19 protein-coding genes are annotated in these 25391 nt (G+C 69.2%); 8 read left to right on the top strand and 11 right to left on the bottom strand.

Translation table 11 applies throughout. The annotated features are described in order from the left end of the window. The first annotated feature begins 5 nt into the window (after positions 1-5). Together G3580_RS02245 and G3580_RS02240 are read left to right on the top strand one after the other, a co-directional pair. Positions 6-1826 (top strand): PHA/PHB synthase family protein, encoded by a 1821-nt coding sequence (locus tag G3580_RS02245; RefSeq protein WP_173763715.1) that lies wholly within the window; start codon positions 6-8, stop codon positions 1824-1826. A 62-nt stretch (positions 1827-1888) separates the two neighbouring features. Continuing rightward, positions 1889-2335 carry a PIN domain-containing protein gene (locus tag G3580_RS02240; protein ID WP_173763714.1) on the top strand — a complete coding sequence of 149 codons (447 nt, stop codon included), beginning with the start codon at positions 1889-1891 and terminating at the stop codon, positions 2333-2335. On the opposite strand, the gene G3580_RS02235 is transcribed toward G3580_RS02240, so the two are convergent. The 11 genes from G3580_RS02235 to G3580_RS02185 form a co-directional block, all read right to left on the bottom strand. Continuing rightward, positions 2326-3075: a helical backbone metal receptor gene (locus tag G3580_RS02235; RefSeq protein WP_173768541.1), complete on the bottom strand. Its 750-nt coding sequence runs from the start codon at positions 3073-3075 to the stop codon at positions 2326-2328. The genes G3580_RS02240 and G3580_RS02235 overlap by 10 nt on opposite strands. A 74-nt stretch (positions 3076-3149) precedes the next feature. Next, positions 3150-5780 carry a TRAP transporter permease gene (locus G3580_RS02230; RefSeq protein WP_173763713.1) on the bottom strand — a complete coding sequence of 877 codons (2631 nt, stop codon included), beginning with the start codon at positions 5778-5780 and terminating at the stop codon, positions 3150-3152. Between the two features lie 74 nt (positions 5781-5854). Continuing rightward, positions 5855-6820: a TAXI family TRAP transporter solute-binding subunit gene (locus G3580_RS02225; protein WP_173763712.1), complete on the bottom strand. Its 966-nt coding sequence runs from the start codon at positions 6818-6820 to the stop codon at positions 5855-5857. A gap of 113 nt (positions 6821-6933) precedes the next feature. Beyond that, on the bottom strand, positions 6934-7341 hold the full coding sequence (locus G3580_RS02220) for a hypothetical protein (RefSeq protein ID WP_173763711.1): 408 nt from the start codon (positions 7339-7341) through the stop codon (positions 6934-6936). 86 nt (positions 7342-7427) lie between these two features. Further along, a complete protein-coding gene (locus G3580_RS02215; protein WP_217424585.1) occupies positions 7428-8207 on the bottom strand; it encodes an SDR family oxidoreductase in 780 nt (259 codons plus the stop codon). Positions 8208-8233: 26 nt separating this feature from the next. Continuing rightward, a complete protein-coding gene (locus tag G3580_RS02210) occupies positions 8234-8875 on the bottom strand; it encodes a thiol:disulfide interchange protein DsbA/DsbL (RefSeq protein WP_173763710.1) in 642 nt (213 codons plus the stop codon). A gap of 73 nt (positions 8876-8948) precedes the next feature. Continuing rightward, a complete protein-coding gene (locus G3580_RS02205) occupies positions 8949-9515 on the bottom strand; it encodes an SPOR domain-containing protein (protein WP_228720743.1) in 567 nt (188 codons plus the stop codon). A gap of 21 nt (positions 9516-9536) precedes the next feature. Further along, entirely contained in the window at positions 9537-11270 is a 1734-nt protein-coding gene (argS, locus tag G3580_RS02200; RefSeq protein ID WP_173763709.1) for an arginine--tRNA ligase, read from the bottom strand. Positions 11271-11338: 68 nt separating this feature from the next. After that, the gene (locus G3580_RS02195; protein ID WP_173763708.1) at positions 11339-11908 is read right to left on the bottom strand and encodes a D-Ala-D-Ala carboxypeptidase family metallohydrolase; all 570 of its coding nucleotides are present in this window, start codon (positions 11906-11908) and stop codon (positions 11339-11341) included. 10 nt (positions 11909-11918) lie between these two features. Beyond that, positions 11919-17378: a CHAT domain-containing protein gene (locus tag G3580_RS02190; protein WP_173763707.1), complete on the bottom strand. Its 5460-nt coding sequence runs from the start codon at positions 17376-17378 to the stop codon at positions 11919-11921. 65 nt (positions 17379-17443) lie between these two features. Beyond that, positions 17444-18235, bottom strand: coding sequence for a caspase family protein (locus G3580_RS02185; protein ID WP_173763706.1), 792 nt, complete (start codon positions 18233-18235; stop codon positions 17444-17446). A 257-nt stretch (positions 18236-18492) separates the two neighbouring features. Here G3580_RS02185 and ubiB point away from each other — a divergent pair, with 257 nt between their 5' ends. From ubiB to G3580_RS02155, 6 genes are all read left to right on the top strand, one after another. Beyond that, positions 18493-20025 (top strand): ubiquinone biosynthesis regulatory protein kinase UbiB, encoded by a 1533-nt coding sequence (ubiB, locus tag G3580_RS02180; protein WP_173763705.1) that lies wholly within the window; start codon positions 18493-18495, stop codon positions 20023-20025. Positions 20026-20216: 191 nt separating this feature from the next. Then, positions 20217-21671 (top strand): sodium:solute symporter family protein, encoded by a 1455-nt coding sequence (locus G3580_RS02175; protein ID WP_173763704.1) that lies wholly within the window; start codon positions 20217-20219, stop codon positions 21669-21671. 161 nt (positions 21672-21832) lie between these two features. Then, positions 21833-22846 carry a ubiquinone anaerobic biosynthesis protein UbiU gene (ubiU, locus tag G3580_RS02170; RefSeq protein ID WP_173763703.1) on the top strand — a complete coding sequence of 338 codons (1014 nt, stop codon included), beginning with the start codon at positions 21833-21835 and terminating at the stop codon, positions 22844-22846. Positions 22847-22851: 5 nt separating this feature from the next. Next, positions 22852-23751, top strand: a complete 900-nt coding sequence (locus tag G3580_RS02165) for a U32 family peptidase (protein WP_173763702.1) — start codon at positions 22852-22854, stop codon at positions 23749-23751. A 12-nt stretch (positions 23752-23763) separates the two neighbouring features. Further along, positions 23764-24225 (top strand): ubiquinone anaerobic biosynthesis accessory factor UbiT, encoded by a 462-nt coding sequence (ubiT, locus tag G3580_RS02160; RefSeq protein WP_173763701.1) that lies wholly within the window; start codon positions 23764-23766, stop codon positions 24223-24225. Between the two features lie 64 nt (positions 24226-24289). Next, the gene (locus tag G3580_RS02155) at positions 24290-25348 is read left to right on the top strand and encodes a VanZ family protein (RefSeq protein WP_173763700.1); all 1059 of its coding nucleotides are present in this window, start codon (positions 24290-24292) and stop codon (positions 25346-25348) included. The last annotated feature ends 43 nt before the right edge of the window (positions 25349-25391 follow it).

Below are 25391 nucleotides of genomic sequence, written 5' to 3'. Positions count from 1 at the left end.
GAACAATGGCACCACCGAAGACCGAAGACAGCACCCGAGAACTGCCCGATCCGAGTGAGATCGCCACGACCTACGCCGAGGTCGCTCAGCGCGCGTCGTCGCTGATCAGCGAACATGTGCAGCGCCAGATGAAGAAGGGCGTGAGCGCGCCGGCCGACGAGCTGGGCATCGCCCAGGCCTTCATGGACATGATGGCCAAGCTGCTGGCCAACCCGTACAAGCTCGCCCAGGCCCAGATGAACCTGGTGTGGGACTACTTCTCCCTGTGGCAGCACTCCATGCTGCGCTTCGCCGGCATGCACGCGCCCCCGGTGGCGGCGCCGGCCAAGGACGACAAGCGCTTCCGCGACGACCAGTGGCAGGAACACTTCCTGTTCGACTTCATCAAGCAGTCCTACCTGATCACCGCGCGCCACATCCATGACACCGTGTGCTGCGTCGAGGGCCTCGACGAGCAGACCCAGAAGAAGGTCAACTTCTACACCCGCCAGTACGTGGACGCCCTGTCCCCGTCCAACTTCGCCCTGACCAACCCGGAGGTGTTCCGCGAGACGGTCAAGAGCCATGGCGGCAACCTGCTCAAGGGTCTGAACAACCTGCTGCGCGACGTCGAGGACGGCGGCGGCAACCTGCGCGTGAAGATGACCGACACCACGGCCTTCGAGCTGGGCAAGAACGTCGCCACCACGCCGGGCAAGGTGGTGTTCGAGACCGAGATGATGCAGTTGCTCCAGTACACGCCCTCGACCGACAAGGTGCTCAAGCGGCCGATGCTGATCGTGCCGCCCTGGATCAACAAGTTCTACATCCTCGACCTGCGCGAGAAGAACTCCTACATCAAGTGGTGCGTGGACCAGGGCCACACGGTGTTCGTGATCTCCTGGGTGAACCCGGACGAGAAGCTGGCCGAGAAGAGCTTCGATGCCTATGTGCAGGACGGCGTGCTCGCCGCGCTCGATGCCATCGAGGAACAGACCGGCGAGAAGGAAGTGAACGCCGCCGGCTACTGCCTGGGCGGCACCCTGCTGGCCACCACCTGCGCCTATCTGGCCGCCAAACGGCGCAAGCGCATCGCCAGCGCCACCTTCTTCACCACCATGACCGACTTCTCCGAGCCGGGCGAGCTGGGGGTGTTCATCGACGAGGGTCAGGTGACCAGCCTCGAGAAGAAGATGTTCGAGCGCGGCTACCTGGAAGGCTCCGAGATGGCCGGCACCTTCAACATGCTGCGCGCCAACGACCTGATCTGGTCCTTCGTGGTCAACAACTACCTGCTGGGCAAGGACCCGTTCCCGTTCGACCTGCTGTACTGGAACTCCGACTCCACGCGCATGCCGGCCACCATGCACAGCTTCTACCTGCGCAACATGTACATGGAGAACCGCCTCGCCCAGCCCGGCGGCATCGAGATCGACGGCACCAAGATCGATCTGGGCAAGATCAAGATCCCGTGCTATTTCATCTCCACCATCGAGGATCACATCGCCCCGTGGAAGAGCACCTACACCGGTGCGCGCAACTTCGGCGGCGACGTGCGCTTCGTGCTGGGCGGCTCCGGCCACATCGCCGGCATCGTGAACCCGCCGGTGGCCAACAAGTACGGCTTCTGGATCAATCCCACCGGCGAGATGCCGGAGAGCGCCGAGGCATGGTTCGAGGCCAGCGAGCAGCATGAAGGCTCGTGGTGGACCGACTGGCAGGCCTGGGTCACCGGACACAACGGCACCCAGGTGCCCGCCCGCGATCCGGCCAAGGGCAAGCTCTCGGTGATCGAGGATGCCCCGGGCAGCTACGTGAAGGCGCGCATCGACACGCCGGCCGCGTGAGCCTGAGCGCCATCTCGGAAAAAGGGGCCGGACGGCCCCTTTTTCGTAGCCTGGCCAATCCCATGACCCGTCTCGTTCTGGACACCAACACGGTGATGGCGCTGTGGTTCTTCGAGGACCCGGCGCTTGCGCCGCTGCGCCGCTTCATCGACGCTGGCGACGCCACCCTCCTCGCCCGCGACGACGCCCTCGAGGAGCTGCGCCGCGTCCTCGGTTACCGGCAGTTCGCCTGCACGCCGGCGCATCAGGGACAGCTGTGGCAGGCCTATCGCGATCGGGTCGCGCTCGTCGCCATGGGCACCGACGGCGATCCGCTGCCCAAATGCCGAGATGCGGACGACCAGAAGTTTCTCGAAATCGCCCGCGACGGCGACGCCGCCGGCCTGCTCACCCGTGACAAGGCGCTGCTGCGCTGCGGGCGCCACCGCCTGGTGCGCGAGCGCTTCGCCATCCTCACGCCGGAGCGCTGGCAGACCGAGGTGCTGCCGACGCTGGCCGCTCAGGCCTGATCCAGCGCGCGGCGAAACGCGGCCAGCGCCTGCTGGCCCGTGATTGCCCGCGAGCCGTACCACGACGCCCACTCGCCGTCGATCAGATGCACCGGGCGCTGCGCCCACGCGGCCACCTCGGCCAGGTGCTTGTCGCCGAACCGGTAGGGCTCCGACGAGAGCAGCACCCGGTCGACGTCGTCGAGCCAGTCGGCATTCGTTTCGAACGCGGGGTAACGCGTCGCCGGGTCCGGCGGCAGGCTCTGCCAGCCCACCGTCGCGAGCGTGGCGGACACATAGGTCGAGGGCGCGATGGTCATCCACGGGTCGCGCCAGATGAGATACAACACCCGCTCGGCGGGCCGCGCCGCGGCGACGCCCCGGGCCGCTTCGAGCGCCGCGTCGAAGCGCGCTACCAGCCTGTCGGCGTCGGCCTCGCGCCCGAACACATGGCCGAGCAGGCGGTACAGGTGACGGTTGTCCTCGGGGCGGCACGGATGGGTCACGATGACATGGGGAACGAAACCGGCCAGCGCCTCGGCGACGGCGCGCGGGTTCTCGTCGATATTGACGATGACATGGGTCGGCGCCAGCGCACGCAGCCGGTCCAGTTTCACGTCCTTGGTGCCGCCCACCTTGGCAACGCCGCGCAAGGCCTCGCGCGGATGGATGCAGAAGCCGGTCCGCCCCACCAGCGCCGCGCCGAGGCCCAGGTCCCACAGCAGTTCGGTGATCGAGGGCACCAGCGAGACGATGCGCATCGCGCCGCTCGCCGGGCGATGGCGCTGCCCGAGGGCGTCTTCATCGGGGCCACGACCGGCGTGTCCGGGCCCGGTCAAGCCGCCGCCTCGCGTCGCCGCCGGGCGCGCTGGCGCAGGACGATGAAGGCCAGCAGCACCAGCGCCGGCGCATAGAACACCTCCTTGGGCAGGCGCTCGGCGTCCTGTTCGACGCGCTCGATCACCACCGGGGTATCGGCGTAGAAGTCGAAGCCCTGCAGCTTGGCGAAATACGGGGTACCGGCCAGGGGTTCGTCGAGCGCCACCGTGCCGGTCGGCGCGTCCGGATTGTCGCCGAGCACGAGCCCGGCCGCCTGCAGGCGTGCCGCCCCGGCGCCGGGCGCCCCCATGGGCACCACCAGGGTCAGGGCGACCTGCCGGTCCGGCTTGTCGAAGTCGGGGCCGCTCACCACCATGCGCAGAAAGTCACCCTCGGGCAAGGCCGCGGCGACCTTGGCGACCGAGGCCCCGGGCAGATGCACGAAGGGGTCCTCGACCTGATCGAGCCAGAACCCGGGCCGGAACAGGGTGAAGGCCACCAGCAACAGCGCGGCCGACTCCCACCCGCGGCTGCGGGTGATGAAATAGCCCTGGGTGGCCGCGGCGAACAGCAACATGGCGACCACCGCGATGACGAAGACGAACACCGCATGCAGCGGGGTCACGTCGATCAGCAGCAGCTCGGTGTTGAAGATGAACAGGAAGGGCAGCAGCGCGGTGCGGATGTCGTAGCCGAAGCCCTGCAGGCCGGTGCGGATCGGGTCGCCGCCGGAAATGGCCGCCGCCGCGAACGCCGCCACGCCCACCGGCGGGGTGTCGTCGGCGAGGATGCCGAAATAGAACACGAACATGTGCACCGCGATGAGCGGCACCACCAGCCCGGTCTGCGCCCCCACCGAGACGATCACCGGCGCCATCAGCGAGGACACCACGATGTAGTTGGCCGTGGTCGGCAGCCCCATGCCGAGGATCAGGCTCATGACCGCGACCAGCAGGAGCATCACCATTACGTTGCCGCCGGCGAGCATCTCCACGAACTCGCCCACCACCTGATGGGCGCCGGTGAGCGACACGGTGCCGATGACAACGCCGGCCACGCCCGTGGCGACCCCGATGGGCACCATGTTGCGCGCCCCGGCGATCATGCCCTCCACCATGCCCACGACCCCCTCGCGAAAGTGGCCGAGGTGGGCGTGCTCGCGCCGGAACAGGGCCTTGAGGAAATCCTGGGTGAGCACCACGAACAGCATGGCCAGCGAGGCCCAGAAGGCGGACAGGGCCGGCGACAGGCGGTCGACCAGGATGCACCACAGCAGCACCAGGATCGGCAGCACGTAGTACAGCCCGGTGGGCGCGACCTCGTCGACCCGCGGCAGCACGTCGAAGTGCTCGGGCTCCTTGTGCTCGAGATCGGGGCGCGCGGCGGCGATGCGTACCAGCACCAGATAGGCGAGCAGGAAAATGAACGCGCCGGCCCAGGGGGTCATGCCCGGCAACGCCCGGGCCACGGCGCCGAGCACGTAATACACGAGCACCCCGAGCACGCCCATGGCGACGAAGCCGCCGAGAAAACCCATGAGTTTCTGCATGGCGGTGAAGCGCGCGCTCGGGCGTGGCATGCCCTCGAGGCCGAGCTTCATCGCCTCGAGATGGACGATGTAGAACAGGGCGATGTAGGAGGCCAGCGCCGGCACCACCGCATGGCGGATCACGTCGGTGTAGGCCTCGCCGGTGAACTCCGCGATCAGGAAGGCGGCCGCGCCCATCACCGGCGGGGTGAGCTGGCCGTTGGTGCTGGAGGCCACTTCCACCGCGCCCGCCTTCTCCCGGGTGAAGCCGGTCTTGACCATCAGCGGGATGGTGAAGGTGCCGGTGGTGACCACGTTGGCGATCGACGAGCCGGAATACAGCCCGCTCAGTCCCGAGGCCACCACCGCCGCCTTGGCCGGCCCGCCGCGCAGGTGGCCGAGCAGGGACAGGGCCAGCTGGATGAAGTAGTTGCCGGCCCCGGCGCGCTCGAGCAGGGCGCCGAACAACACGAACAGGAAGATCATGGTCGCCGACACCCCCAGCGCCACCCCGAACACCCCTTCGGTCTGCATCCAGAAATGCCACATGGCCTTGCCGAAGGAGGCCCCCTTCCACTGGACGACCTCGGGCAGCCACGGCAGGTCACCGAAGAAGACGTAGCACAGGAACACCGTGGCCACGAGCAGCAGCGGCAAGCCGAGCGAGCGCAGCACGGCGATGCCGAGCGAGATCAGCCCCAGCGCCGAGATGGTCATGTCCGCCACCGTCGGCAGCCCGGCGCGATCGGCGATGTCGTTCTTGAAGATCAGCAAATACAGGCAGCAGCCCACACCGACTGCGGCCAGCAGCCAGTCGTACCAGGGGATCCGGTCATGGGGCGAGCCCTTGAACAGCGGATAGGCCAGCGCACACAGGGCCATGGCAAAGGCCAGGTGCACCTGGCGCACCTCCTGGTTGTTGAACACCACATTGAGGCCGACGGTCTCCGACAGCCAGAACGGCACACCGGAGGCCACGTAGAGCTGGAACAGCGACCACAGCAGGGCCAGCGCCGAGAGGAACAGGCCCACCGGGCCCGCCGGGTGGCGCGATCCCGACTCGATCTCGGCGACCATCTCCTCGAGCGCTTCGGTCTTGCTCCGGGCGTGCGCGTCCATCCGCTGTGCTCCCCTGGGGAAAAAACGGGGGCGTCGACCGCCGGCCGCGCCCCTTGTCTCGATGGCTCAGGCCATCACATCCAGCCGCGTTCCTTGTAGTACTTGATCGCGCCCGGGTGCAGCGGCGCCGACAGGCCGTCCTTGATCATCTCCGCCTCCTTCAGGTTAGCGAAGGCCGGGTGCAGCTTCTTGAAGTCGGCGAAGTTGTCGAACACCGCCTTGACCACGGTATAGACCACCTCGTCCGGGACGTCGGCCGAGGTGATCAGCGTCGCCCCCACCCCGAAGGTGGTGGTGTCCTCGGGATTGCCGGCGTACATGCCGCCCGGGATGACCGCCTTGCGATAGAAGGGATTGTCGGCGACGAGCTTGTCGATCTGCGGGCCGACCACGTTCACCAGGTTCAGGTCGCAGGTGGTGGTCGCCTCGGTGATCGCCGCGGCCGGATGGCCCACGGTGTAGACCATGACGTCGATCTTGCCGTCGCACACCGCCTGCGCCATCTCAGAGCCCTTGAGCTCGGCGGCCACGGCGAAGTCGTCCATGGTCATGCCGAAGGCCTTCATCACCACTTCCATGGTCGCCCGCTGGCCGGAGCCCGGATTGCCCACATTGACCTTCTTGCCCTTGATATCCTCGAACTTGGTGATGCCACTGTCCTTGCGGGCAAGCACGGTGAAAGGCTCGGGATGGATCGAGAACACCGAACGCAGCTTCTCGAATGGGCCCTGTTCGGCAAACTTGGAGGTGCCGTGATAGGCGTGGTACTGCCAGTCGGACTGGGCGACACCGAATTCCAGCTCGCCGGCACGCACGGAGTTGATGTTGTACACCGAACCCCCGGTGGATTCGGCCGAACAGCGGATGCCGTGTTCCTTGCGGTGCTTGTTGACCAGACGACAGATGGCGCCGCCGGTGGGGTAGTAGACCCCGGTCACGCCACCGGTACCGATCGACACGAACTGCTGCGCCGCACTCACGGTGGGCGCCGCGGACATCAGCAGTGCCGACGCGGCAAGGGCGGTTACTAGCTTGTTCATCACTGGGCCTCCTTATGGCAAGGACGATCCCCCGAGATCGAAGCTCGGGGCGATCTCAGCGTCCCAGTCTAGCGTAATCCTCCGCCCGTGGCGCCCCTCGGGCGCCCCATCGCTCAGACCAGCGACGGCCCGGCGACGATGTGGCGTGCCTCGTCCGCGGTAAGCGGCAGGCTGGCGACACGGGTCACATGCTCCGACAGCCACTGCGCCAGCATCTCGCCGCCGTCGCCGTCGACGCTGAGGATGCGACAGCCGGCGACGCCGCTGTCGGCCGTGACCCCACGCGCGTAATTGACCACCTGGGCACGGCCGGTGATGACGCCGGGCAGACGCGAATGCTCGAGCCGGAAGGCGAATTCGTGACGGGCGTCCGGGGCCGTCGCCGCCTGCATCGCGAAGCCGTCGAGCGAGACGTCGCGCACATGCATCGGGGCGCCGTCGCAACTCAGACGGAAGACGGTCGCGCTGTCCTGGTCGACGATCACCCGCTGGCGCTGGCGACGCTCGTTGATTTCATCCATGGCCCACCTCCTTGTGATGCGTCCTGACACTGGCGTCAACGACCGCTGGCGCCTTCACTTGACAGTCTGCGTGGCGTCGCGCCCATTTACAGTGGAATATTTCGCGGCTTGCGCCCGGCGCGGGCAAACACCCGATCGAAGAGCGCGCCGGGCATCCAGCCGAGCACACGGGCGACCACCCCCATCTGCCAGGGCACCACCGCGTGACGGCGCCCGGCCGCGATGACCCGGGCCATGCGTCGCGCCGCCACGTCGGCGTCCATCAGGAAAGGCATCGGGTAGGGGTTGATGCGGGTCATCGGCGTGTCGATATAGCCGGGCGAGAGCGTGACCACCCGTACCCCGGAGCCGTGCAGCTCGACCCGCAGGCTCTCGAGATAACGGTGCGCCGCCGCCTTGGACGCGCTGTAGGCCCCCGCCCCCGGCAGCCCGCGCACGCCGGCCACCGAGGCGATGCCCACCAGGGTGCCGGCACCGGTGCGGCGCATGTCGAGCAGGAAGGGGCGGAAGGTGTTCACCATCCCCAGCACGTTGATCGCGAGGATGCGCGCGAACACGTCGCCGTCCTCCTCGTGTTCGGTCAGCGTGCCCGCCGACACCCCGGCGCTGGCGATGACGATGTCCGGCGGCCCGAAGCGCGCGACGAAGCGGTGCGCCGCTTCGCGCATGGCGCGCGGGTCGGCCACATCGGCGACAAGCACCATCGCCTCACCATCGAGCCCCGCCGCCACCGCCTCGAGCGCCGCCTCGCGTCGTCCCAGCAGGCCGACGCAGGCGCCGGCCCGACCGTAGTGTCGCGCCAGGGCGGCCCCGATTCCACTACTGGCGCCGGTAATGAAAACGCGCTGCGGGCGGTCATCCGCCACACAGCGCGTCGACTCACGCACGGCGTTCAGCGTTTGGCGCGGGATGCTCGCACCCGGGCGATGAGTTCATCGGCCACTTCCAGCGAGGCCTCGTGCGAACCCGCCATGGACCCGGAGGTCTCGAAGCGCCCGTCGATGGCCAGGGTGGGCACGCCGCGGATGCGGTAGTTGCGCGCCAGCTGATCGGCCCGCCGGACCTGCCCACTCACCCCGAAGGACTTGTAGGCATCGAGGAACTTCTTGCGGTCCACCCCCATGGAACCCACCCAATCGGCGGCGCCGGCTTCGGTCTCGAGTGGCACGTGCTGATCCTGATAGGCCTCGAAGACCTTGGGGTGCAGCTTGTCGGCCACGTCGATGGCCTCCATCGCGTAGTAGAACTGCGCCAGGCCGCGCAGCTTGGGGTTGCCCCAGATGGCCGGCACACGCACGAAGGCGACATCCGGCTGCTGCTTGGCGACCCAGGCCGACACCAGCGGATCGAAGGCGCGGCAGTGCGGGCAGCCGTAGTGGAAGAATTCGAGCACCTCGATGCGCGAAGGATCGTCCGTGGGCTGGGGCGGGTTGACGGGGGCGAAGGTGCCGGCGGACTGGGCACGCACCGGCAGGCCGATGGCGGACAGACCGGCCACGGCGGCCAGTTGCTTGAGGGCGAGACGTCGGTTCATCTTTTCCTTGTTCCTTTCAGTCGACGCAGACGCGGTTGAGACGTGCGCTGCCGGTTCGAGTTCCCGCGCCGGATCACTTCACCCGCACGAGGTTGCTCTCGATGCCGGCCCGGGCCAGTTCGGCGCGGATCCGGTTGAGGTCGTCGAGGCGGGTGAAGGGGCCCACGCGGACCCGTTGGACCGTGCCGGCCGTGGCCGACTCGCCCCGCTGCACCGATGCCTCCACCCCCATTAACGCAAGACGCGCCTTCAGGTTGTCAGCCTCGGTGGGATCTTCGAACGCACCCACCTGCAGGTAGAGCTTCTCGATGGGCTTGGCGGCCTCGGCGGCCTTGCCATCGGCGGGGATGTCCACCGTCCCGTCGCCCTTGGGCAGGATCTTGTAGAAGTCGAACTCGGGCTTCTCCAGTGGCTTGTCGCCCGGCTTGCCGGGCAGCACGCGTGGCTTGAGCGGCTCGGTCACGCCGCTGGCGGTGTCCGGCTCATGGCCCGCGAACGGGTTGGCCCGGGTCAGATACCAGGCCACACCGGCGGCGAACACCGCGCCGAGCATGAGCCCGATGATGATGCCGACGAACACCCCGCCGCCCGTCTTCCGGGGGGCCGGTTTCTTGCTGCTGTTCTTGCGTTGACCGCTCACGCGCACGATTCCCGATTCAGGTTACATGGAAGTCGGGGCGCCAACCCCGAGCAGACGCAGGCCGTTGGCCAGGGTGTTGCGGATGGCGGCGGCCAGGGCCAGGCGCGCCATCTTCAGTGCCTCGTCCTCCACCAGCATCCGTTCGGCGTTGTACCAGCTGTGGAAGTCACCGGCCAGATCCTTGAGATAGAAGGCGATCTGGTGCGGGGCATAGTCGGCCGCCGCCGACTGCACCACTTCCGGGAAGGCGGCGAGCCGGGCGCACAGCCCCAGTTCGCGCTCCGATTCGAGCCGCGCCGGATCGACCTCGAGCAGATCGCGCTCGACACCGCCCCACTGGCCCAGCACCGAACACACGCGGGCATGGGCGTACTGGATGTAGTACACCGGATTCTCGTTGGTCTGGCTCTTGGCCAGGTCGAGATCGAAGTCCAGGTGCTGGTCGCTCTTGCGCAGCACGTAGAAGAAGCGGCAGGCGTCGTTGCCCACGTCCTTGCGCAGGTCGCGCAGGGTCACGAACTCGCCCGAGCGGGTCGACATGGCCGCCTTCTGGCCGTTGCGATAGAGCACCGCGAACTGCACCAGCGCCACCTCGAGCTTCTCGGGCGGCAGGTCGAGCGCCGCGATCGCCCCGCGCACCCGCGGGATGTAGCCGTGGTGATCGGCGCCCCAGATGTCGATGATGCGATCGAAGCCGCGCTCGTACTTGTTCAGGTGGTAGGCGATGTCGGAGGCGAAGTAGGTGAACAGCCCGTTCTCGCGCTGCACCACCCGGTCCTTCTCGTCGCCGAAATGGCTGGAGCGGAACCACTTGGCGCCGTCCTGCACGTAGATGTGGCCGCGCTTGTCCAGTTCGGCCACGGCACGCTCGACCAGACCGGTGTCGAACAGGCTCTTCTCCGAGAACCACTTGTCGAAGCACACGCCGAATTCCTGCAGATCCTCGCGGCAGTCGCCGAGCTGTTCGGCGAGGGCGAAGTCGTGGATCCAGGCGTAGTCCTCGCCCAGCAGGGCCTTGGCATTGGCGATCAGGCCGTCGAGGTGGTCTTCCTTGTCGGCCTCGACATCGACCACGCCGGCGAGCACCTGATCGGCCGTCACCCGGGCGAAGCGGTCCTGGTGGCCGTCGCGGATCTCGCGCGCCATGTCGATCACGTAACCGCCCTGGTAGCCGTTGGGCGGAAACGGCACCTCGATGCCGAAGAAGGCCAGGTAGCGCAGCCAGGTGGAGGTGGCGAGGATGTCCATCTGCCGCCCGGCGTCGTTCACGTAGTACTCGCGCGCCACCTTGAAGCCGGCGAAATCGAGCACCGAGGCCAGCGAGGCGCCGTAGGCCGCCCCCCGGCCATGGCCCACGTGCAGCGGGCCGGTGGGATTGGCGGAGACGAACTCCACCTGCACGCTCACGTCCTTGTCGGCACCGCGGCCGAAGGCCTCGCCCTGTTCGAGCACGGTCCGGACGATGCCGGTCTTGGCCCCCGAGGCCAGGGTGAAGTTGATGAAGCCCGGACCGGCGATCTCGACCTTGCTCACCAGCTCGGAAGCGGGCAGCTCGGCCACCAGCATCTGCGCCAGGTCACGCGGGCTGCGGCGCAGCGGCTTGGCCAGCTGCATCGCCAGGTTGGCGGAAAAATCACCGTGGCTGGCCTGCTTGGGCCGCTCAAGGGCGATGGCCACCCCGGTCTGGTCCGGCGCCACGCTTTTGAGCGCGGCGCGCAGCAGGTCGACGAGGTGGAGTTTGGGGTCAGCGCTCATGGCCACAGAAAAAGCAAACGAAACGCGGGATTATACAAGGCTCGGCGCATCTTCTCCCAACCGCCGGCTCAGGCCACGGTGGCGCGCAGGCCGCTCACGTAGACCATGCGCCCCGAGTCCGGATGGCGGATGTAGCTCAGTTCGTTGCGCCGGTTCTCGCCCGTCCCGGGGGCCCGCAGCGAGATGTGCACCCAGCCGGCGTTCGGCCCCAGGCGCGGGTCGTAACACTCGCAGATGATCTGATCGAAGTCGGCCAGGTGCGCCGCCGCCCAGCGCGCCAGGTCGAGCGTCGCCATGCCCGGAATCTCGATGTCGCAGGCGCAGCCGGCGGTATGCTGGCTGGTGCTGATCCAGGTGGCGGGGCGATGTTTCAGCGCCCGCTCGAGGGCCTGACTGCGATAGACGCTGTTGGGCGAGAACGCGCCGAAGGCGTCGCGCACCGGCTGGAGCACCTCGCGCGCCAGATGCACGGCCGCGCGCAGGATGTCGTCGGAGGCGAAGCCGTTGTCGATGCCCTGACGCGCGGCCAGCATCGAGCGGTTCAGCTCGTAGGCGCGAAAGTTGGGGCTGACCAGATCCCGCGGCTGCAACTGCGCGACGTGAAAGCCTTCGAGGGCGTCCTTGCTGCGATCTTTCATGGCTCCCTCCTCACAGGGCCGAACGGATCAGCGCCAGCGCATCGCGCAGCGTGCGCCGGGCATCGCCGCACAGGGCAACGACGAAATCGAGGTGCTCGACCACCGTGGTGCGCTCGCGCGGGCTGGCGCCACGCATGAGCGCCAGCCGGTAGGCAGCGCCGATCTGCTCGGCCTCGCTGCGCAGCAGGCGCCCCCGCGGCGGCCGTGCCAGCAGCCGCACCAGCAGGCAGTCGGCCTCGCCCAGGGCGTCCCAGACGTTGGGGTTCAGTTCGTTGCGTGCGCGGGTGCGTTCGATCATGGCGTCGCAATCGGCCAGCCAGGCATCGTCGAGCCCGGCAGCCTTGTCCATCATCGCCACCAGCACCTCGGCCAGGGCCTGGTTGCTGAACGCGTAGGCCCCGGGCGGCTGGCCGCCGGCGGTCTCGAGCTGACCGGCGAGGCGGTAGTAGTTGGCCATGTTGATCAGGGCCTCACGGCGCGGCGTGCGGTGTTCATGCACCCAGGCGAGGCGCTTGCAGGCGCTGCCGAGCAAGGCGTAGCGCTCGGAGGTGGGCGCCCGCTGGCAGATCAGGTCGAGTTCCATGATCGCCGACTCGATGCGTTCGATGAGCTCGTCGCGAGCGCTCTCATCCAGCCCGTCGGTACGGCGCAGGCTCGCCCACTCGTGCCCGGCGAGGCGCACCTTGAAGTTGGCGCACTGCTCGACCGCGCGCACCGGGCAGTCGCCCGTGTCCAGCCGCATGGCCTTCTCCAGCCAGTCGATGGCCTCGGCGTAGGCGCCGGTCTCGCCCCAGGCAAAACCCAGCGCGGCGGCCACGTCGGCGCGGGCGAGCCAGCCTTCGCGCACGTCCTCAGGCACTCGCGCGATCAGGTGGCCGATGCCGTCGCGCATCCGCGCCAGGCGCGCCGGGTCCTCGCCGTCGTGCTGGATCTGCATGCGGATCCATTCCAGGTGGTTGCCCAGCGCGGTCACCAGCTCCGCCGGGGCGAAGAACGGTTGCGGCGGCCGGCTCACCGGCGCGCTGCCCTCGCCGCGCAGGCGATAGCTCGGATCGCCGTAGCACTGGTAGGCGCCCCAGGTATTGACGCCGGGGAAGTTGGCCCACACCACCTCGCGCGCCGCGCGCACCGCGTCGCCGAAGGCCTGGCCGTCGAGCAGGTGGCGATAGAAGCTGGCGGCGAAGGCGCTGGCGGCGCCGTCGTCCACCGCCCAGCCGGCGGCCACCACCGCCTTGACCCCCATGTTCACGAACTGCACGGCGAGGTTGGCCGCCAGGGTGGTGTAGGCGCTCGATCCGCTCGTCTGGGTCTTGCCCAGATGGCAGCAGTTGATGAACACCACCTCCGGCACCCAGCGCATCTGCTCCACGTCGCCCGGGGTGAGGAAGGCGTCGCGACCGATGACCATGCCGGAGACCGTGCGCGGCGTGCCGTCCTTGCCCTCGCCGAGGGGATACTCGTGCTCGCCGTGGCCGGCCAGATGGAGGATGCGCCAGGCATCGCGATGCAGGCCGGCGAGGATCGCGTCGGCCCGCTCGTCCACGCTCTCGCGCACATCGAAGGCACCGCTTCGCAGCATGGCCGCCACCTCCTCCGCCTCGCGGCGCGCCCCGGGCAGGTCGGGGAAGCTCGCCCACCCGCCCAGATCCGGGTTGCCCACCACGAAGGCCTTGGCGCTGGTGCTGTGCAGGGGCTGGTGGCGGAACTCGCGCGCCTTGAGCTGGCGCACCAGCCCGGCCGCCACCGCCGGCGGGCGGTTGATCGCGCCCCAGCGGTTCTCGAGCAGCTCCCACGGATAGCGCGCCGAACAGGCATCGAGCATCAGCACCATGTTCGACTGGTTGGGGGCCATGGCCTTGAGGCTGTTGGGCAGGAGCATCTCGAACAGGGTCTTGGCCACTTCGCTGTTGGCCGCCGGCGAACGCGAGGCCTGGGCGATGAAGGCGTCGGCCAGTTCGAGCTGGCCGGCCATGAGGGTCTCCTCGGCGCGGGCGCGGTCGGTGGCGAAGATGAAGCGTAGCGCCCGGCGCCCCTCCTCCTCGATGATCTCGAGGCGATGCCACCATTCGGGCTGCTCGTCGCAACGCACCCGGCGGCGGCGCCCCTGGCCGGTCTGGATGTTGCGGTCCGGCCATTCGACGCGGGCGCTCAGCTCGCCGTCGCGCAGGGCCTGCTCGATGCCCTCGGAGGCGCTGATGGCCACGTCCTCGTAGATTTCGATGAACTCGATCTCGTCGATCACCACCCGGTTCTCGAGCCCCTGCTCGGTGAGCTTGTCGGCGGCGGACACGGCCGCGCGCAGGATCACCTCGACCGCGGCGCTCACCGGCATGCCGCCGGCGCCGGTGCCCACCAGCAGGCAGCTGAGCGCCGCCGAGCGCGGCGCCGCGGCGGGCCCGAAGCGGTGGTCGTCAGGCCATTGCGCCACCTGCAGGGCGAAATCGAGCACGGCGGTGCGCACGCCGCCCTCGAGCAGGCCGGGGCGCAGCTCACCCACCTGGCCGAGGCCGACCACCACCGCGCCCTGTGGCCGGGCGTCGGGCACCTCGTTGAAGAACAGGGCGTGCGAGCCGGGCGCCGCCGGGTACATGCCCAGGCGCAGGCGTCGCGACAGCGCATGGTCGAGGCGGTAGTCGAGCGCGGCCTCGGCGCTGACGATGGCGTCGCCGGCATAGTGCCCCACCACCACCGGATAGCGGGCATAGGCCAGATCGCCATGGCGCACGCTGACGCGAATGCGCGGCGCCACCGGCAGGCCGCCCTCGGCGGTGGCCGGCAGACCGCCGCCGAAGCCGAAGCGGCTGACCGCGGCCGCGTCGGGCAGATCGTCGGTGAACGGCGGCTCGGGCAGCACGAAGCGCGCCGGCACGCCGGCACGCGCCCGCGGCGGGTTGGCCGGCAGGCGGTCGGTGGTGCCGGTCATGAGCAGATCGAGCAGCCCGGGGAAGGCGCGCGTCTGCGTGCACAGGGCATCGTGGGCGGTGTCCTCCACGTACCAGGTGGGCACCCCGGTCAGGCGCCCGGAGGCCCAGGTGACGGTGCCGTCGCCCTCCGCCGTGGCGTCGAAGACCAGCTTGCGGCGCGGCGGCCAGTCCCAGTCGTTGGCCGGCTCGACCCGGTAGCCGGTGACCGTCGCCTCCTGGCAGCCGGCCAGATACACCATGTGGTCCGGATCGATCGCCCCGGCCAGCAGACGCGACCAGGTCGGGCGCGCGGCGCGCAGCACGCCGGCGCCGGACACCGGCCAGGTGGCCTCGAGCTCGGCCTTGAGCGCCTTCCACAGGGCCGGTTCGGTGAAGTCCGGATCGTCGGGGGCGAAGGGCAGCAGCTCGACCAGACCGGGATAGCGGCCGACGATGTCGATGATGTCGTCGGTGTTCTTGGTCAGGTCCAGCAAGGCCAGCTTGCGCTCGGTCGCGTTGAGTCCGGTGAGCCAGCGCACCGCCTCGTAGGAGCCGCGGTTGGGGGTGCCGAGCATCATGAAACGGCTGTTGGGCAGGGCGACGATGCGCTGCCAGATGGCCGCGCCGGGGCCGCCGTCGGCGATCATGGCGCGCACCACCAGCCCGCCCATGGAGTGGGCCACCAGATGCACCGGCTGGCCGCTGCGTTCCAGGTCGGGCAGCCAGCGTTCGAGCGCGTCGGCCAGCCTTGCGGCGGCCTCGCGCACCGACATGCGCCAGTCGTAGGGGAAGATCTCCACCCGGTGGCTGCGGGCGAGAAACTCGACCAGCGGGCCGTAGAAGTCGCCGATCAGATCCACCGGCTCGACCGCCGGCTGACCGACCCGCAACCGGCTGAGCTGGCCACGCAACAAGCGCCAGTAGTCGAGCCACACGGTCTCGCCCTGCTGCTGCAGGGCGCTGCCCATGGTGCCGGGCAGGATCACCACCAGCGGCTTGGGCGCGGTGCCGCCGCGGCTGCGCGCCAGGGCCTCGCGCCAGCGCGGCGTCTCCACCGGCGCCAGGGCGATGGGCTGGAAGCCGCCGTCGCCCTCGTCGGTGCGCAGCAGGCCGTTGGAGAGCCAGCGCACCGTCTTCTCGTTGGTGAAGTAGCGGAAGTGATTGACCTGTCCGCCTTCGTCGCGCAGGAAACGGGCGTGCCCCTCGACGCGCCGCAGCCCACCCATCATGGAGCCGGTGTTGACCACCAGGTCGTGGTCGGAGCCGTAGAACCAGTCGGCTGCGAGCAGCTTGATCTGGCTCCACAGGGAATCGCCCTCGGTGTCGCCGGCGATGACCGACAGGTCCGCCGCAGTCACCAGATCCGGATGCTGCAGCAGGCGGGTGAGCGCGGAGCCGGGCATCATCGCCTCCAGGCCCGGCAGGGTGCGCGGGTCGGTGCGCTCCTTGACCACCGCGAGGAGAAAGTCGAGGGCGTCGCCGAAGATGCCGTTGCCGGCGATGAAATCGAGCACCGACAGCCAGCGGTCGAGCCGCCCCGAGGCCAGGGTGGTGCCACGCGCCGGGCAGGCCACGCGCACGAAGCGGGTGATGCGCAGCTGTTTGGTGTGCAACACCTCGAGTAGCTCGAGCAGCGCCGCCCGGTCGGCCGCGTAGGCGGCATCGCGGGCCTTCGCGGCCGAGTCGTCCAGGCGCGCCAGGCCGAGCTGCTCGGCCATGCAGCGGTCGGCAGCGAACAGGGTCTGGATCAGCGCCGGCGACAACGGATCGAGGTCCGGGTCGCGCATCCCCAGGCACATCAGCTCGCCCACCAGGCCGCCACGCGAATGGCTGACCAGATGCACTTCGGCCCCGGCCGGCAGCGCCGTGGCCAGCGCCAGCGCGTTGTGGATCGGACTCTCGGTGAGGGTGCGGTGCTGGAGCGCGAACACGCGCTTGCCGTAGCGCGCCTCGAAGCGGTGGCGCAGGGCAGCGCCGGCGGCGTTGTCGTCGCGCCACAGGGCGCCGAAGCTGCCGGCGGTGCTCGATCCGGTGCCATGGATGAAGACCAGCAGCGGCGAGCTCTCCGCACCGATGTCGCAGGCCGGCTGGAGACCAGGATCGCCCTGGGCATTGGCGCCGAGCGCGCAGCGGTACAGCCCCGGCGGCGCGTCCTTGAGCTGCTTGTCCTCGAGCGAGCGCCCGAGGGCGCCGGCGGCCTTGCCGGACAGGTCCACGCCGAAGGCCTCGAGCAGGCGCACCCCCAGACCCAGCCAGCCGCGCTCGCTGCCACGCGCCGGCTGCCCGGGACGCGGCGCGAAGTCGATCTGCCAGGTCGCCTCGCCATCGCGCTGGCCGATCTGGCGCCCGCGCTCGCGCAGCAGATCGTCGGCCCGGCTCCACAGCACGAAGCCGTTTTCCAGTTCCACCCGCAGCACGGCGTCGCCGGACACCTCGGCCGGCGCCTGGCTGCCGCGCGCGGCCCCGGGCTGGATCCGGCGCGAACGGGTGATGCGCACCTCGCGCGTCGCCGGCGCCTGGGCGGCGCTCTCGAGCCCCGCCAGCAGATAGGTACGGTCAGAGGACATGGCATGCTTCCTTGAGACGGGGTTGGGGCGGCCGGCGCCCGGGTCGACCGGGTTCGATCATGGCCTCACTCGAAGACCGGAAAATGACGCGCGCCCCGCGCACCGGACAGCTGCGGGGTCTGCGGCAGGCTGGTAGAGGGCAGGAAGGTGCCGATGGCGCGGAACCAGTCCAGGTAGCTCGCCCCGGGCGCGAGGCCGGCGAGCGCCTTGAGCGCGTAGTAGGTGAAGGCGCCGTTGGGGCGACCGCGGAATCGGGTGTCCCAGCTGAACTCGGCATCGCGGCAACCGGCCAGGAGCAGATCGCCGCCGAGCCGGGTGAAGCCGCCGAAGACGCGCGCCGGCGGCGCGCCGGACGGCAGGGCATCGGCCCCCAGCCACAGCGCCGGCGGCAGGAAACGGGCACGCGGCGCGGCCGGATCCAGATCCGGATCGCGACCGCGGATCACGCTGCCGGAGTGGCAGCTGTCGGAGATGAGCACCACCCGCACCCCGGCGTCGCGACGGGCGAAGAGCTCGGCCAGTTCGTCGTCGAGCAGGACCTGGCCGTCGGCGATATCGTGGGGGCACAGGCCCTCGTCGCGGCCATCGGGCTCGTCGCCTGAGGTGTCGGGCACCCAGGTGCCGTGGCCCGAATAGGTGATGACGACCGAATCGCCACTGCGCGCGCCGGTGATCAGGTCGGTCATGGCCGCCACCATGCTCGCCTTGGTGGCCGCGGCGTCGAGCAACTGGCGCACGGCAAAGCCCCTGCCGTCGAGCAGCGCCGACCAGTCGTGCGCGTCGTTCACGCATCCGGACAGGTCGCTGTCCGTCCCCGGATAGTCATTGATGCCGATGCACAACGCCGACTTGCTCATGGACCGCCTCCGAACCGGAGCGACACGGCACAGGTGACCACCGCCATGACGCCGTCTTTCTCTGATTAAAGCATGTGATCGCCCGCCAGCAACCGCAGATCGATGCGACGCGGCGCGGGACGATGCCATGGGTATGCTGACCCGTCGGACCCGGGCGTGTCAGTGGCGTCGTTCACTCCTTCCCTGGCGCCGCGCCACCACCCCATGAAAACGGTTTAAGGGCACAATGCCGGTTTTGCCACCTGCCCGTTCCCCCCGTGCGACTGTTCCGACTGGCCAAAATCGTTGCCGTCAGCCTGCGCTTCGGCCTTGACCGGATGGTCCTCGCCGCCGATCCGAGCGGCACCCTCGTGCGTATCTGGGGCGCCCTGTTCTTCTGGCGCCGCTTCGCCGAACCGCGCGCCGTGCGGCTGCGCCGGGCGCTCGAATCGCTCGGCCCGATCTTCGTCAAGTTCGGCCAGATGCTCTCGACCCGGCGCGACCTGCTGCCGCCGGACATCGCCGACGAACTGGCGCTGCTGCAGGACCGCGTCCCGCCCTTCCCGACCGACAAGGCGGTGGCGGTGCTCGAAGCGTTCTACGGCCGGCCGGTGGACGAGGTGTTCGCCAGCTTCACCCGCGAGCCGGTGGCTTCGGCCTCGGTGGCCCAGGTGCATTTCGCCGTCCTCCACGACGGCACCGAGGTGGCGGTCAAGATCCTGCGCCCGGGCATCGAGCGCGTCATCGCCCACGACCTGGCGCTGCTCGACGTGGCCGCCACCGCCCTGGACCGGCTGTGGCCCCAGAGCCGGCGCCTGAAGCCGCGCGAGGTGGTCGCCGAGTTCGCCAAGCACCTGCGCGACGAGCTCGACCTGATGCGCGAGGCGGCCAATTGCTCGCAGCTGCGGCGCAACTTCACCGATTCACACCTGCTCGTCGTCCCCGAGGTGCACTGGGACTACTGCGGCAAGTCGGTGATGGTGATGCAGCGCATGCACGGCATCCCCATCTCGCGCCTCGAGGCGCTACGCGCCCAAGGCACCGACCTGTCGGCCCTGTCCATGGCAGGCGTGGAGATCTTCTTCACCCAGGTGTTCCGCGACGGCTTCTTCCATGCCGACATGCATCCGGGCAACATCTTCGTGGCCGCGGATGGGCGCTACATCGCCCTCGACTTCGGCATCATGGGCACGCTCAACGACACCGACAAGAACTACCTGGCGCAGAACTTCCTCGCCTTCTTCCAGCGTGACTACAAGCGCGTCGCCCAGGCCCACATCGACGCCGGCTGGGTGCCCTCGACCACCCGGGTGGACGAGTTCGAGTCGGCCATCCGCGCGGTGTGCGAGCCGATCTTCGACAAGCCGCTCAAGGACATCTCCTTCGGCAAGACGCTGCTGCGCCTGTTCCAGACCGCGCGCCGCTTCGAGATGGAAGTGCAGCCCCAGCTGGTGCTGCTGCAGAAGACCCTGCTCAACATCGAGGGCCTGGGGCGCCAGCTCGATCCGGAACTGGATCTGTGGAAGACCGCCAAGCCCTTCCTCGAGCGCTGGATGAACGAGCAGGTCGGTTGGCGCGCCCTGCTGCGCCACGCCAAGGAAGAAGCACCCGGCTGGGCCGCCACCCTGCCCCAGCTGCCACGCCTGGTGCACCATGCCCTCGACAGCCACGACCGGGATCTCGCCACCCGGACCGAACTGGCGCGCGTCACCCAGGCGCAGCGCCGCCTCCAGCGCCGCCTGAACTGGCTGGTGGCCCTGCTGCTGGCGCTGGTGGCGCTCGAACTGTGGCATCTGGCGGGACTTTCCTGACGCCCTGAATCCGACCCGCCGGAAACCGCTCGGATCGCACCGCGGCGGTGCGACATGCACCACCGCTGCGCATCCGCCGGTACCGCCATCGGCCAGCGCCGGAATTTGCCGGCAAAACCGTCCAATTCCCTCGCGGTCGGCGCTACAATCCGCCGTTTCGAACGCCACCGCCGCCTGAAGGAATCCGCCCGATGCTCGTGACCTTCGTCGCCTTCTATCTGCTCGTTTCCATCGGCATCGGCCTGTACGCGGCCACCCGGGTCAAGAACACCACCGACTACGTGGCCGCCGGCCGCCACCTGCCCCTGTACATCGTCACCGCCACGGTGTTCGCCACCTGGTTCGGCTCGGAGACGGTGGTGGGCATCTCCGCCACCTTCCTCCAGGAGGGCCTGCGCGGCCTGTGGTCCGACCCCTTCGGCGCCTCGCTGTGCCTGATCCTCGTCGGCCTGTTCTTCGCCCGCCCGCTGTACCGCCTCAACCTGCTCACCCTGGGCGACTACTACCGCATGCGCTACGGGCGCACGGTGGAGGTGCTGTGCTCGCTGGCGATCGTGATCTCCTACCTGGGCTGGGTGTCGGCACAGATCACCGCCCTCGGGCTGGTCTTCAACATCCTCTCGGACGGCGCGATCTCCAACCAGACCGGCATGCTGATCGGCATCGCCGTGGTGCTCGCCTACACCCTGTTCGGCGGCATGTGGTCGGTGGCCCTGACCGACTTCATGCAGATGACCATCATCGTCGTCGGCCTGTTCTACATCGCCTGGGTGGTCAGCGGCATGGCCGGCGGGGTGGATACCGTGGTCGCCCATGCCGAGGCCGCTGGCCGCTTCAACTTCCTGCCCGCCTTCGAGCCGCGCGACATCATGGCCTTCCTGGCCGGCATCCTCACCATGGGCTTCGGCTCCATCCCGCAGCAGGACGTGTTCCAGCGGGTCAACGCCGCGCGCAGCGAACGCATCGCCGTCACCGGCTCCATCCTCGGCGGCTCGGGCTACTTCGTGTTCGCCTTCGTGCCCATCTTCATCGCCTACTCCGCCACCCTGATCGACCCGGCGCTGATGAATCGCTACATCGACACCGACGCGCAGATGATCCTGCCCCAGCTGATCCTCCAGCACATGCCCCTGTTCGCCCAGGTGATGTTCTTCGGCGCCCTGCTCTCGGCGATCATGAGCACCGCCTCGGGCACCCTGCTGGCGCCCTCGGTCACCTTTTCCGAAAACATCCTGCGCAACACCTTCTCGGGCCTCGACGACCGCCAGTTCCTGTGGCTCAACCGCGTGGTCGTGGTGGTGTTCGCGGTGTTCGTGCTGTGGTACGCGCTGCAGACCGACGAGAGCATCCACGGCATGGTGGAGGATGCCTACAAGGTAACCCTGGCCACCGCCTTCGCCCCGCTCGCGGTCGGCCTGTACTGGAAACGCGCCACCACCCAGGGCGCCCTGGCCTCCATCGTGACCGGCTTCGTGGTCTGGCTCGGGCTCGAGGCCGTCGCCCCCGAGGCCCTCATCCCGCCGCACTTCGCCGGCATGCTCGCCGGCCTCGTTGCCATCGTCGCCGGCTCGCTCGCGCCCCAGCGGATCCGCCCAGCCGGCGGCCACGCGCACCACCTCTCGCTGGGCCAACCGCGCGGCCGGTAGTCATTCCGCCGAACGCCCCGACGGCCGCCCCCGCACCCGGGTGGCTGCCGTCGTTTACCGCCCGGCGAGAGGCCGTCGCACGCGGCCCGATTGATGCGCATCAATCCCCCCGGCCGGCGCAGCGCCTACACTCGGCGCCCAAGTCCCGAACCACCGGCCCCATGTCCTCAGCAAACGTCCCCGAACTGGTATGCCCCGCCGGCAGCCTGCCGGCGCTCAAGAAGGCCGTCGACGCCGGCGCCGACTGTGTCTATGTCGGTCTGCGCAACGCCACCAACGCCCGCAACTTCACCGGACTGAATTTTTCCGACGCCCAGTTGCGCGAGGGCATCGCCCATGCGCATCGCGCCGGCAGCAAGGTGCTGCTGGCACTGAACACCTACCCGCAGACGCACAACGCCGCCGAGTGGACCGCGGCGGTGGACGCGGCGGCCGAGCTGGGCATGGATGCCCTCATCCTCGCCGACCCGGGGCTGATGCAGTACGCCCGCGACACCCATCCGCAGCTGCGCCTGCATCTGTCCGTGCAGGGCTCGGCGACCAGTTACGAGGCCATCAACTTCTACCACCGCCATTTCGGCATCCAGCGCGCGGTGCTGCCGCGCGTGCTGTCGCTGCCGCAGGTGGAGCATGTGATCGCCCACACGCCGGTGGAGATCGAGGTGTTCGGCTTCGGCGGCCTGTGCGTGATGGTGGAAGGACGCTGCGCCCTGTCGGCCTACGCCACCGGCGAGTCGCCCAACTGCAACGGCGCCTGTTCGCCGGGCAGCCATGTGCGCTGGGAACAGACCGAGCGCGGCATGGAAACCCGCCTCAACGGCATCCTCATCGACCGCTTCGGCGACGACGAACGCGCCGGCTACCCGACCCTGTGCAAGGGGCGTTTCGAGGTGCAGGACGAGACCTACTACGCCATCGAGGAACCCACCAGCCTCAACACCCTGGAACTGCTGCCGACGCTGGCCGCGGCCGGCGTGCGTGCCATCAAGATCGAGGGGCGTCAGCGCAGCCCGGCCTACGTGGAGCAGGTCACCCGGGTGTGGCGCGCCGCCCTCGACCGCCTGCGCACCGACCCGGAGCACTACGCCGTGCAGCCCGGCTGGATGGCGACCCTCAACAAGGTGTCCGAAGGCCAGAGCCACACCCTGGGCGCCTACTACCGCCCGTGGAAGTGATGCCCATGAAACTCGCGCTCGGCCCGCACCAGTACTACTGGCCCCGCCAGGCGATGCTCGCCTTCTATGCGTCGATCGCCGATACCCCGGTCGACATCGTCTACCTGGGCGAATCGGTGTGTTCGCGCCGCCATGAACTGCGCCTCGACGACTGGCTCGACGTCGCCGCCATGCTCACCGCGGCGGGCAAGGAGGTGGTGCTCTCCTCGCTGGTGCTGATCGAATCGGAGTCGGACCTCAAGACCCTGCGGCGCCTCGTCGGCCAGGCCGAATTTTGCGTCGAGGCCAACGACATGGCAGCGGTGAGCCTGCTCGATGCCGCCGGTCGCGACGACTGGGTGGCCGGCCCGACGCTCAATATCTTCAATCCGCAGACCCTGGCCCTGATGCAGTCCATGGGCGCGCGCCGCTGGGTGATGCCGCCCGAGATGTCACGCGAGGCCGCCGTTGCACTGCGGGCCGGCTGCGCCACGCCCCCCGAGCTCGAGGTCACCGCCTACGGCCGCCTGCCGCTGGCCTACTCGGCGCGCTGCTTCACCGCGCGCCATTTCAACCTGCAGAAGGACACCTGCGAGTTCCGCTGCCTGGGCCATACCGACGGCCTGCGCCTGCGCACCCGCGAGGGCAACCCCTTCCTCACCCTGAACGGCATCCAGACCCAGTCGGCGCGCATCCACAACCTGCTCGCCGACCTGCCCTCGCTCCAGGCGGCCGACGCGCAGGTGCTGCGTCTGTTGCCCCAGGGCGACGACATGATCGGAATCATCGACCTGTTCCACCAGGCGGTGCAGGGCACCCTGTCCGGCCCGACCGCCTTCGAGCGCAGCCGGGCGCTGATGACCGACGAGGCGTGCAACGGCTTCTGGCACGGCCGTGCCGGCGTCGAACAATACGTCAGAACCTGAAGGAGACCGGCGATGCGCCCCCTGCCCGAATTCAAGCTCCCATCCCTGGTCGCCCGCGTCGGCACCCGGCTGCCCCAGTGGCCCCAGACCCTGGCGCTGGTCACCGGCCTCAACCTCGCCCTCGACCGCATCCTGCCCACCGACGAGCTCGCGCCCCTGACCGGCAAGCGCCTGCAGCTGAACGTCTCGGATCTGGGCCTGCACCTGCGCTACACCTTCAACGGCCGGCGCTTCCGCGCCCGTTTCGACCGCACGGCCGCCGACCTGACCCTCAGCGCGCAACTGCGCGACTATCTCGCCCTCGCGCTGCGCGAGGAGGACCCGGACACCCTGTTCTTCAGCCGCCGCCTGTGCATGGAAGGCAATACCGACCTGGGCCTGCTGGTCAAGAACACCCTCGATGCGGTGGACTGGGATGCGCTGCTGGCGCGGCTTCCCGCCGCCAGGCACCTGCGGGGATCGCACCCGGGCTGACGCCGGCGCGCGCCGACGGGCGGGTACAATGGCCGCTTGATCCTCGAGCGTCCAACCTGTCCGCGTGCGCGCTGCCACCCAACTGCCCCGTTACCTCGCACTCGCCTATGCGCTGCTGATCGCGTACGCCTGCCTGCATCCGTTCACCGGCTGGCAACCGACCGGGCTGCCCTGGTTCGACTATCTCACCGCCCCGTGGCCACGCTACTACCGCGGGCTGGACATCGTACTCAACGTGCTCGGCTTCCTGCCCTTCGGCTTCGTGCTCGCCGCCGCCTGCCCGGTGCGCTGGCCGCGACCGGCGGCGGTGCTGCTGACCTTCGTCGTCAGCACGGTGCTGAGCCTGTCGCTGGAGACCCTGCAGACCCTGCTGCCCAGCCGCGTCGCCTCCAACGTGGACCTGGGGGCCAACGCCCTCGGCGCCCTCATCGGTGCCGGCTTCGGCGCCACCTGGGGCCGGCGCCTGTTCGCCACCGGCGGCTGGCTGCACCAGTGGCATGAGCATCGCCTGATCGGCGGCCATCTGGGCGACCTCGGCGTGGTCCTCATCGGCCTGTGGCTGCTCGCCCAGCTCTCCCCCGAGACCCTGCTGTTCGGCCAGGGCGACATCCGCCGCCTGTTCGACATGCCGGCGCCACTGCCTTTCAGCCCGGAACGCTTCATGCGCCTCGAGGCCGCCATCGTCGCCACCAACGTGCTCGCCATCGGGCTCATCACGCGCAGCATGCTGCAGCGCTTTTCGCTGACGGTGCCGGTGGTCGTCCTCCTCGGACTCGGGGCGCGCACCCTCGCCGGGGCCAGCTTCTACGTGCCGGGCCGCCCCTGGCTGTGGCTCACCCCCGGCGCCACCGCCGGCCTCGCGGCCGGCGCGGCACTGCTCGTGCTCGCCATGCTGCTGCCCCGCGTGCTGCGTCACACCCTGGCGGCGGTGGCATTGCTGGCCGGCACCGTGCTGGTCAACGTCGCCCCCGAAAACCCCTACCTGCTCTTCAACCAGACGCTCATCAGCGAAGGGCATTTCCTCAATTTCAACGGTCTGACCCAGTTGGTGGCGAGCGCCTGGCCCTTCCTCGCCCTGGCCTACCTCAGCACCCTCAACCTGTTGCGCAGCGGCGCACGCTGACGGCGCGGCCCGCCTCGCTATAATGGGGCTTCACTCCGGAGAT

The organism is Nitrogeniibacter mangrovi (assembly GCF_010983895.1).
Lineage (GTDB): Bacteria > Pseudomonadota > Gammaproteobacteria > Burkholderiales > Rhodocyclaceae > Nitrogeniibacter > Nitrogeniibacter mangrovi.
This window is presented reverse-complemented; position numbering and strand designations above follow the sequence as displayed.